Raw genomic sequence first — 10,495 nt, 5'->3', positions numbered from 1 at the left:
AAAAACAGCTCGGCGCTCAGCAAACGGGGAAGTCGACGCATCCGCGCCCTGCCCGTGCAACCCGCTTTCTTCAACACTGCGTGAGCGCAAAATCCTTGGATAGATACGACATCTGTATTTAGCCCGCACCCCGACATTTGTATCTGGCCATGACAGGTTTGTAGGTCCCAAGTTCAAATGTCGCGTTTCTGCCAAGTAGAAATGTCGCATTTTGACGTAGGTTCGTTGCCAGACAAGCGTTTCAGGAGCGCTGGCGATGAACACGACCGGGACCATCACCCTGTCGATGCACGAACTGGACCGACTCAGAGTGATTCAGGCCGTCGCCGAACGCCAACTCAAGCCTGGCCGTGCCGCCGAGCGGCTACACGTGAGCGTGCGGCAGATCGAACGGCTTGTCATGCGTTATCGTGCGGACGGTGCACGCGGTCTGACCACGCAATGCACCCGCGCCCTGCCCGCTCAAGCCTTGTGCGGCTTCGACGCTGCGTGAGGATAAAGCGCTTGAACAGATACGACATCTGTACTTGGCCGGCACTGCGACATTTGTATCTGGCCATGACACGGTTTGTTAGAGCTTCTTAGTAATGTCCGACTGGGGCTCGTTAGAGCGTGTGCTGACGTGGCGCGTCACCAAAACACTGACGGTGCAGTACGACCGCGTGATGTATCGGCTCGAGGACACCGACGAGAATCGCGCGCTGATTCACCGCGACATCGAGGTCTGGGAGTATCCGGACGGACGCATGGAACTGCGGGCCGGCGAGCGCATTTGGTGTGTCGGCAGTATGACCGGCTCACCAAGGTCGATCAGGGCGCCATTGTCGAATGCAAACGGCTGGCGCATGTGCTCGAGTTAGCGCAGGCGGTGCAGGCTCAGCGCGACAACCGCAGCATTGGTACCGCGCCCTCGCGCACGCATCGCGGCGCGCAGGTGCGCACGCCACGCCGCGCGCCCGACACCAAGAAACAGCGCGAGCTCACACAACAGGACCTGGAGGCAACGATGATGGCGCTGCATGAACACAAACGCAGCGCGCCATCGATACAAAGCGAGTCAGTAGTCGGCAAACGGTGACGCTCCATGCTTTAGCGCCCTGCCTGTTCAGATCCCTTGCTTCAACGCCACGTTGCCGATTCGAACACCGAGCGATCGGACGTTCCTGCATTGCACTTCGAAGCACAGCGCTTCAAGCAATCCACCCATTCCCCTCAAGTCCGCCCACAACCTGCCGACATACCCCTGAGAGCACGTCACCACCGACATCCTCATTCCGATGCCCCTGTTCGTCGCCCACTGCACATGTCACATCCTCAACGGCAGAATTTCCTGACGAACCTGTTCCAAAGCGGCGGACACGGCAGCGGCACCGACGCGCGCAGTCCGACGACGCTTTCCCGCATCATCGAACCGCTTGCCCTCGCGCTGCTGTGCTACGTGCTGGCGCGCCCGTTCGTGCATCTCGACAGCGGCACCTTGTCGGCGATTGCCTGGCCGGCGCCCGCCATCGCCGTCGCGATTCTCTGGCCGATGCAGCCGCGCCGCTGGCCGGTGCATCTCCTAGCCGTCTTTCTCGCGATCGCCGCCACCGGCGATTTCACCGCAGCGACCTGGCGCAGCGACCTCGGCTTTTGCGTGCTGAACGTGCTCGAAGTCGCGCTGTGCGCCTGGCTCGGCCGACGCTACGTCGACATCGACGGCGCCATCGTCACGACGACGCGCCTCATGCGCTTCCTGCTGCTGCTTCCGCTCGCCGCGATCGGCGCGACATCGATACTCGGCGCGACGCTCGCCAGCGATTTCGGCCACGACGGCTGGCTGCAGGAATGGCGCACCTTGCTGGTCGGCAACGGCGTCGCGGTGCTCGTGCTCGTTCCGGCCGTGCTCGCCTGGCGTTCACGCGCCGCCGACAGCCAACGCCCGGCCGAACCGCTGATCGCGCTGATTTGCAGCGTGGCCGTCGTCGCGATTTTGCTCGCCAGCGCCGCGCTGCACGTCTCCGAGCAGGTCCAGCGCGTGATCGTCTCTCTGCTGCTCGCCGCCACCGCGATCTACGGCGGCCTGCCCGCCGCCGCGACGACCGTCGGCACCGCGGCGGTCGTCGGCGTCGGCCTGACGTTGATGGAGTTCGGCCCGTACCGCCCGGAAAACGCCGAAAGCGCGTGGCATCTGCAGATCGACATGGCGGGTCTCGCGATCCTCACGTTTTTCGTCGCCGTCGCCGTGCGCGAACGCCGGCAACTGGCGCTGCGCCTGGAACGCGGCCGTCGCATGGAAGCGCTCGGCCTGCTCGCCGGCGGCGTCGCGCACGATTTCAAGAACATCCTCGCCGCCGTCGATGGCTACACGGAAATCGCCCGCGACCGCCTGCCCGCCGATTCCGCCGCGCGCAAACCGCTGCGCGAAGTACAGGCGGCATCGGCGCGCGGTTACGAACTCACCGAAGAAATCCTGCTGGCCGCCCGGCGCGGCGACCGCGTCCGCGAAACGCTCGATCTGAACCGCATCGTGCGCGAAAGCGTCCTGCTCGCAAGGCCGTTGTGCCGCAACGGCGTCGTTATCGAACTGGAACCCGCCGACGAACATCTCGGCGTCGCGGCGCATGGCGGCCAGCTCGTGCGCGCCATCCTCAACCTGTCGAGCAACGCCAGCCTCGCGGCGCGCTCGCGCGTGAGCGTGCGTATCGGCCGCGATTTTGCGATGCACGAAGCGCTCGCCATCGGCGATGCACCGCCCGGCGCGATCGCGTGGGTCGATGTCATCGACGACGGTCCCGGCATTCCCGCCGAGCATCTGCCGCACCTTTTCGAGCCGTTCTTCTCGGCGCGCAAGACGGGCGGCAACGGGCTGGGACTCGCGATCGTCGCGGGCGTCGCGTGCGAGCATCGGGGCGGCATCGCGATCGCGACGGGACCCGGCGGCACGCGCTTTCGCCTCGTGCTGCCGCTGGTATCGAGCGCGCCGGCGACGCCGCCCGAGCACGCCGATTCGGCCGAGCCGGACGCGCCCGTGGCCCAGGGCGAGCGCGTGATCCTGATCGACGACGACGCCGCTTCGCGCGAACGCAGCGAAGACTGGCTCGCGGAATTGGGCTTCGAGCCGCTCGGCTATGCCGACGCCCGCGAAGCGCTCGACGAAGCCGCGCGCAGCGACGCCGCCGGCGACGCGCCGCTCGTCCTCGCCGACCCGCACAGCCTCCCGATGGACGACGCGCGCTTCGCCGCCCGCCTGCGCGAAGTCGCGCCCGATGCGCGCCTCATCGTCCTGAACAAACCCGTCGAACGCGCGGCGCTCGCCCGCGCCGCCGCATCCGCCCTGAAGGATCCGTCATGACACCGCAGCCGCAGCACAGCATCCTCGTCGTCGAGGACGATCATTCGATGCGAACCCTGTTGATGGAATATCTCTTCCAGCACGGCTACAAGACCGATGGCGCCGCGAGCGCGCACGAAGCCATCGCGGTTTTCGCGGCAAAACGCTACGACCTCGTGCTGCTCGATCTGGGCCTGCCCGATGGCGACGGCACCGATCTCGCACGCCGCTGGCGCGAAGAAGCGCAGGTGCCGATCATGTACATCACCGGCCGCGACGACGAAGCCGATCTCGTGATGGGCCTCGAACTCGGCGCGGACGACTACATCGTCAAGCCGTTCTCGCTGCGCGAAGTGCTGGCGCGGATGCGCGCGGTGCTGCGCCGCGCGGCCGGCACGACGCAGGCGCCGCTCACGCGCGGCAAGCTGCCGAACGCGTACCGCTTCGCCGGCTGGACGCTCAATCTGAACACGCGCCGCCTGAATTCCGCCGATCAGACCGCGGTGCCGCTGACCAATTCCGAATTCAATCTTCTGGTCACGTTTCTGAGCTCGCCGGGCCGAATCATCACGCGCGAAAAGCTGCTCGAAAGCACGCGCGCCTTCGATGACATTTATGATCGCGCCATCGACGTGCAAATCCTGCGGCTGCGGCGCAAGATCGAGATCGATCCGAAGAAGCCGACGCTTCTGCGCACCGAGCGCGGCGCGGGCTATATCTTCGATACCGATATCGAACACCTGTGGACCTGAGCGCGCCGCCGTCCCATTCTCCCTGCCAGACAAGAGTTTCCGTGAACGATTTCAAGAGTTTGGGCACGCAGCCCATCAGCGACGCGCAGCCCTGCGGCGTGGACGTGCGCGACGATCCCGACTACGACCTGCTGCAAAACGAGATCGCCAAGCTGACCAATCCGGCGGCGAGCGGCTCACCCGATTGGGAGCAGGTGGTCCGGCTCTCGCAGACGCTGCTCGCGGACAAGGGCAAGGACATTCTCGTCGCCAGTTATCTCGCGGGCGGTTTGCTGATCACGCGCGGACTGCCCGGCCTCGCCGACGGCGCGCAGATGCTCGAAGGCCTGCTCGCGACGCACTGGGAACAGCTTTATCCGCCGGTTGCGCGTCTGCGCGCGCGGCGTAACGCGATTCAATGGCTGATCGACCGCGTGCGCGCCCACGCCGACGAGCACGACTGGTCGAGCTGGCCGGCGCAGGACGCGGCGCTCGTCGATGCACTGCGCGACGCGCTCGGCGGCATCGACCGCGTGCTCGCGGAAAAGGACGACGACGCGCCGTCGATGCAGCCCTTGCGCGCACTGCTCGGCACCGTGCAGGTCGCGGAACCGGCGGCTGATCCCGAGCCTGAGCCTGCGCCGACGCCTGCGCCCGAACCCGCGCTCGCGGCGCCCGCGCCTCGACCCGAAGCGCCGTCCGCGCCTGCGCCGGTCGCGGCTCCGGCCGTTCATGCCGCGCCCGCCGCCGCCTTCGCGCCCGCCGCGCTCGCTCCGCTTTCCGTCGATACCGCCGCAAGCGCCAGTCACGCCGCCGACGAAGCGCTCGAACGGCTCGTCGCGATCGGCGGCTGGTACGCGCAGAACGAGCCGTCGAACGCGCTCGGCTTCCGGCTGCGGCGCATCGGCGTGTGGACGGCCATCGAACGCGCCCCGGTCGCCAACGGCCCGGACACGCAGTTGCCCGGCCCGATCCCGCAGTTGCAGGACGCCTTGCGCAATCTGCAGGCGCGCGCGGCGCACGCGGACATCGTCGGTTTCGCCGAGACGCAGGTGATCGCCTATCCGTTCTGGCTCGATCTGAATCACGCCGCGGCGACCTCGCTCGCCTTGCTCGGCGACGCCTGGAGCGCCGCGCGCCGCGAAGTCTGCGGCGAGACGGCGAAGTTCGTCGCGCGCATCGACGGTCTCGACCGGCTGAAGTTCGCCAATGGCGTGCCGTTCGCCAATGCCGACACGGTGCAGTGGCTGGCGGCGCTTGCCTCGTCGAGCGGCGATGCGCCCGCCGCCGCCGCGCCCGATCCGCTCGCCGCGGTGATGTCGCGCGCCCGTGCGCTCGCTGCGGACAACGATCTGCGCGCCGCCGCGCAGTGTCTGCAGGACGCGATCGACAAGAGCCCCGCCGTCGCCGCGCGCCTCAGGCTGCGCACCGCGATGTGCGACCTGCTGCTGGAGAACCGCCCCGGCGCGCGTCTCGATGCGTTCGCGCGCGCGCTCGTCGACGAAGTGGATCGCTACGGCGTGGTGTCGTGGGATCCGGACCTGACCGCGGACGCATTGCGCGCCGCCTACGCGATCCTGAGCCGCAACGACCAGAACGAAACGGAAACGGCCGCGCTGCTCGCGCGTATCGCGCCGCTGGATGTGTCCATCGCGGTGCGGCTGATTACGTAATCTTTTCGTCGCGCGGCACAAGCGAAAACACCGGCGCGAGGCCGGTGTTTTTTTATGCCGATGCGCGGCTTGAAGCCCGATCATCCTCTTCGTGGATCCAGCACGCTGCCATCCTCGCGCGGCACGGTCGCCGGTAGCGGCGACATCCCTGCAAAGCGAGAACACCGGCGCGCCGCCGATGTTTCCTCACGCCAAACCCCGGCTCAAAGCCCCGTCATCATCATCGCCGATGTCTGACCGCGCCAGCACGCGCCGATCGTCGCCGGCACGCCCAGTTCGCCGAGGCTCACCGGATTGCCCGCCACCGTCGGCACGATCGCCGGCAGCGGCGGCATCCCCGGCGACATCACCGCGAGCTGGTCCGCGAGGCTCATCTGCTGACGCTGCGCCTGCGCATCCTGAATCTGCTGCTTCTGCTGCGCGGTCGTCTTCTGCAGCGCGTCGTACTGCTGAATCTTCTGCGCCGCGTCCGTGACCTGCTCGCCATTCGTCACCGAAAACATCACCGTCAGCGACGTCACGTCGAGCGTCCTGAGCGCCGTCTCGCTCGCCGGAAAATCGGCGGGAACAAACTGACGCTGGCCATCGGCGAAATCCTTCAGGAACGACGCGACGCCGAGCGGCCCCGCGTAATTGCGGTTCAGCGTCAGGTTGCCGATCTTGATCTGCAAGCGCACGTCGCCGCACTGCCCCGCCTGCCACGCGAAGCTCGTGCTAACCGGGAAGTTGTAGTTGTTCAGCGTCTGCACGCCCGTCGCGCATTGCACCGTGAGAATCGTCGCGTAGGGTTTGGCCTGCGCGCCGGCGTTGACGTTGGTCGGCTGCGCGGTGAGCGTCAGCGGCACCGTCACGGCGCGCGCGGCATCGGCCTGCGTCTTCGCCGCGGCGAGCGCGCGGTCGAGCTGATCGAGCTGCTGTTGCGCTTCGAGCTGCGCCTTCTGCGCTTCGAGCTGCTGCGCCTGCTTGTCGGCGGCGCTGCGCGCGCTCGCCTGCTGCTGCGCAAGCTGCCGGCCATACGCGCCGTTGAGCGTCGGCACGAACGCCGACGTGAACGGCACCCGGAAGCCCTGCGTCTCGATCACGTCGTAACGGTTCGCGTTGCGCGTGAGGAACGGTTTGGCCGGACCATCGGCGAAAGCCCAGACCGCGCCTTTCGCGCCGAAAAGCTGATCGATCGCCGCGCTCTTGTCGGTCGCGCCCTGCAACGGAAACACCACGCTCGATTCCCAGCCGCGCTGCAACTCGCACGACGCCTGCTGTTCGATATACGCCGACAGAAACTCGAACGGCCCGCGAATCAGACGCCACGTCAGCGCATCCGATGGCTCTCCGGTGCCGAGCAGCGTGCGCAACTGCGCAAGCGGCTGCAACGCGTTCATCATCTCCGACGGCTGCGGCTGGGCGCTCGTCGAGTACTGCTGATAATCCGCCGCGATCTGATAATCCTTGCCGCTGCCCGCGCTGCTGTCGAGCGCGAGCTTGTTCAGCGCGCCGAGATATTGCGTGAGCGCATCGACGGCGCCGAGGTTGTTCGTCACCGTCCGGCTGCCGAGTTGCGGCGAGCCGGACAGCACGTCCTTCAGCGCCGCGCCGCCGACCGCGTTGATCGCGCCCGCCACGCGCACCGCCTGATTCGCCGCGCCGGCGCGCGTCGCCTGCGCGCGCACCTGCTCGAATTGGCGCGCGAGCGTGATCCAGCCGGGCATCGGCGCATCGGCGGGTTCGCGGGCGAATTCCTCGTCGATGCGCGCAATCAGCCGGAAGTACGGACTCGCCGGCCCGCTCACGATGCCGAGCGCCGAGCGCCAACCCGCTTCGCCCGCATACGGCGCCGGACCTTTCGTGAAATCGTCGACGAAACTCTGCCACGCCGCGATGCGCTGCGTGCGATACCAGTCCTCGAACGCGGCGCGCTGCCGGTCGAACTGCGCCGTATCGCTGACCGACGCGCGAATCTGCGCGGCGAGAGAATCGAGCGCCTGCTTGCCCGCGACCGTGTAGACGGCGGGCACCGATGCGTCCGCCGTATTGGCGACGTTCGCGCCGACGACACTGCCACGCGCCGTGCGCAGACCCGCATCGGAGAGAATGGTCAATGGCTGCGCGTTGCCGCCCCAGAAATCCGCCGCCCGCGCCGCCGGAACCTCGCCGCCGTCCGGCACGAGGCCGACGAGCCAGGTCATCTGCGGATCGGCCGCGACAGCCTGATCGAGCAACGCGCGCTGGCTTTTCGCGCGCATCTGCAAGTAACCCGCATCCTTGGGCGACCAGACGAGATACGAAATGGCGAGCGGATTGAGCTGCGCGTTGAGCTGCGCGGGAAAGAGCGACGTGGCGACCGGCTGCGGCATCGCTTCGAGCGTTTCGCGATCCGCGCCGCCCATGCGCGCGCGCAGCAGCGCGATCGAGCGCGCAAGGTTCAGGAGTTGGCGCGCCTCTTCGGCCGGCTGGCCCGACTGCCCTGCCTGGCCGAACGCGCTCGCGAGTCCCGCCGATGCCGCCAGCGCCGTCTGCTGGCTCTGATCCGCCGCCGGCTGAATCGCCTGCCGATACTGCTGCACGAAGACGTCGTGCAGACGCGCTTCCAGCGCTTCCAGTCCCGCGCCGTTGCCGAGCAGCCCCGACATCCAGCGGCGGTCGTTCTGCGCGACCTGCATCAGCACTTCGTTGGAATACGAGAGCGCGTTGGCGTCGTGGAACAGGTTGCCGTTGAGCGCCGCCTTGTCGGGACGCGCGCTGCGCACGAGTTCGAGCGTCTGCTTGTTGCCCGCGAACGATACCGAAAGCAGGATCGCGAACACGGCCAGCAGCAGTATCCACGCGACGACGCCCACGCTCTGCGTGACGCGCCGCCAGTGATTCACGAGCATGGCGGGTTTCGCGGCGAGCCGGTCCTGCGGCAGGATGCGGCCGAAGAAATCATGCAGGAACACGCCCGCGGTATCGCTCGCGTGCGGCGGCGACGCGCTCAGCAGCGAACCCATCAGCGCCGACATTGCGCCGCCTTCCTGTTGTCCGCTGGAAAAGAAGATGCCGCGCAGAAGCGGCCGTTCGAGATACGGACTGTCGGCAAGACAGGTGCCGAGGAACATCGTGAGTCCGCCGCGCAACTGCGCCAGTTCGTTCGGGAACATCAGCAGTTCGGGCGACGGCTGCGTGTCGCGCGACAGCATCGCGAGGCGCAGCGCCTGCAAGCGTGCGCCGATCGAGTCGAACGCGCGCCCGACGAACGCGCGCTCGCCCGAATCGGCCGATTCGCTTTCGTCGGCGAGATAGCCCATCGCCTGATCGAGCGCATCGGCGGGCAGCGACTTCGCCCATTCCTCGAAGCCGTAGAGACGGTCGCACTTCGTGACCAGCACGTACACCGGAAAACGCTTGCCGAACATGCGGATCAACTGCTCGATACGCGCGCGCACGATGCGGCCTTCGTCGGCGAAAGTATCGGCGTGGGGCGACATCAGCCGCTCCGCGCTGACCGCGAGCACGAGCCCGTCGAGGCCTTCGCGCGGCCGATAGCGTCCGAGCAGGTCGAGCCCGACTTCCCATTCGCGGCGATCCTGCTCGATATCCTCGGCCTGCACATAGCGGCCCGCGCAATCGATGACCACGGCGCGGTCGAAATACCACCAGTCGCAATTGACCGTCTGGCCGATGCTCGCCTGCTGGCTGATCTTCTGAATCGGCGACGACAGCCGCGCGCGCGTGAGCGCCGTCGTCTTGCCCGTGCCCGATTGCCCGACGACCATGAACCACGGCAGCGCATAGAGCGGATCGCCCTTGGTGCGCAGATTCGACTGGCGCAGCGTGCCGATCGCGGCCTTCCACTTGCGCTTCAGCATCGCTTCCGGCGATACGGCGACCGGCTCCGCATGAAGCGCCCTGCTCTGCGCGGCGAGCCGGCTGCGCGAGCGCATCATCACGAACATGCGGCGCGCGAAGATGGCGAAGAAGTACAGCGCGAACACGCCGGCGAAAATCGCGAGCGCGATCCACAGCGGCCAGCCGAAATAGAGCACGACGCCCCAGCTGATCGCGGCGACCACGATCAGCGTCAACAGCCACAACAACACGATGCCGAGCGTTTTCATAGGTGGATCTGCGCAAGAAGCGTATCGACGGATTCCGCGACGACCGTGTGATACACGCCATACAGCGCCGCCAGCAGGAAAAGCGGCAGCAGGATCGCGGTCAGCTTGCCGCGCGTGAGCCGCGCCGTGAAGCGCGTGCGCACGGCGGGGCTGTTCGCATCGGCGTCGGCGCCGGCGACGGGATAGCCGTCGGGGAACAGAAACGCGCGCGCCGACGCGCCGAACTGGTCGGCATCGGGCAGCAGCATCGCGAGATTGGTGCGGCGGATGTCGGTGAGCGTCTTCTGGTTGCGGTCGTAGGCGTAGCGTCCGCCGAAGCCGAGCGCGAGACACAGATAGAACACCTCGCGCACCGCCAGTTGCGACGGCGTGAGCTGCGCGAGGCGGTCGTAGAACGCCACGCCCGCGTTGCTGACGTTGGCGTAGCGGCGTTGCAGCAGATGGCGCTGCCATTGTCCGGCGCCCGTCCATTGCGTCGTGAGCAGCAGTTCGTCGGCCCAGGCGCTGAAAGCGAACAGCGCTTCGTCGATGTCGGCCTGCGCGAAGCCCGCGTCGTGCGCGGAAAGCCGTGCGGCGGCGATCGCGCCGTCGAGTTGCGCGGTGAAGCTCGCGGCGTCGCCCGACGGTGCGCGCGAAAACGCCCGCACATGCGCGAAAAGCGGGATGAAGGTATCGGCGAGGCTCACG

Annotated in this window: 7 protein-coding genes; 5 read left to right on the top strand and 2 right to left on the bottom strand. The window is 67.4% G+C overall.

The features are described 5' to 3' along the window. Window positions 1–256: 256 nt before the first annotated feature. The 5 genes from NCR38_RS33240 (at window position 257) to tssA (ending at window position 5,717) form a co-directional block, all read left to right on the top strand. Window positions 257–493 (top strand): helix-turn-helix domain-containing protein, encoded by a 237-nt coding sequence (locus NCR38_RS33240; RefSeq protein ID WP_409241454.1) that lies wholly within the window; start codon window positions 257–259, stop codon window positions 491–493. 94 nt (window positions 494–587) lie between these two features. Continuing rightward, complete coding sequence (locus NCR38_RS34600) at window positions 588–860, top strand: hypothetical protein (RefSeq protein WP_409241453.1); 273 nt, start codon at window positions 588–590, stop codon at window positions 858–860. A gap of 443 nt (window positions 861–1,303) precedes the next feature. Continuing rightward, window positions 1,304–3,334: an ATP-binding protein gene (locus NCR38_RS33230; RefSeq protein WP_250478496.1), complete on the top strand. Its 2,031-nt coding sequence runs from the start codon at window positions 1,304–1,306 to the stop codon at window positions 3,332–3,334. Then, window positions 3,331–4,065, top strand: a complete 735-nt coding sequence (locus NCR38_RS33225) for a response regulator transcription factor (protein WP_250478495.1) — start codon at window positions 3,331–3,333, stop codon at window positions 4,063–4,065. Before NCR38_RS33230 ends, NCR38_RS33225 begins: the two co-directional genes overlap by 4 nt. Before the next feature lie 41 nt (window positions 4,066–4,106). Next, window positions 4,107–5,717, top strand: a complete 1,611-nt coding sequence (gene tssA, locus NCR38_RS33220) for a type VI secretion system protein TssA (protein WP_250478494.1) — start codon at window positions 4,107–4,109, stop codon at window positions 5,715–5,717. A 203-nt stretch (window positions 5,718–5,920) separates the two neighbouring features. On the opposite strand, the gene NCR38_RS33215 is transcribed toward tssA, so the two are convergent. Both NCR38_RS33215 and NCR38_RS33210 read right to left on the bottom strand, forming a co-directional pair. Next, entirely contained in the window at window positions 5,921–9,808 is a 3,888-nt protein-coding gene (locus NCR38_RS33215; RefSeq protein WP_250478493.1) for a type VI secretion protein IcmF/TssM N-terminal domain-containing protein, read from the bottom strand. Next, window positions 9,805–10,494: a DotU family type IV/VI secretion system protein gene (locus tag NCR38_RS33210; protein ID WP_250478492.1), complete on the bottom strand. Its 690-nt coding sequence runs from the start codon at window positions 10,492–10,494 to the stop codon at window positions 9,805–9,807. The genes NCR38_RS33215 and NCR38_RS33210 overlap by 4 nt, the downstream gene beginning before the upstream one ends. Between the last annotated feature and the right edge of the window lies 1 nt (window position 10,495).

Origin of the sequence: Caballeronia sp. INML1, from assembly GCF_023631085.1 — a bacterium.
Lineage (GTDB): Bacteria > Pseudomonadota > Gammaproteobacteria > Burkholderiales > Burkholderiaceae > Caballeronia > Caballeronia turbans.
The sequence above is the reverse complement of the archived record's forward strand: the minus strand, read 5'-3'. Positions and strand labels throughout refer to the sequence as shown.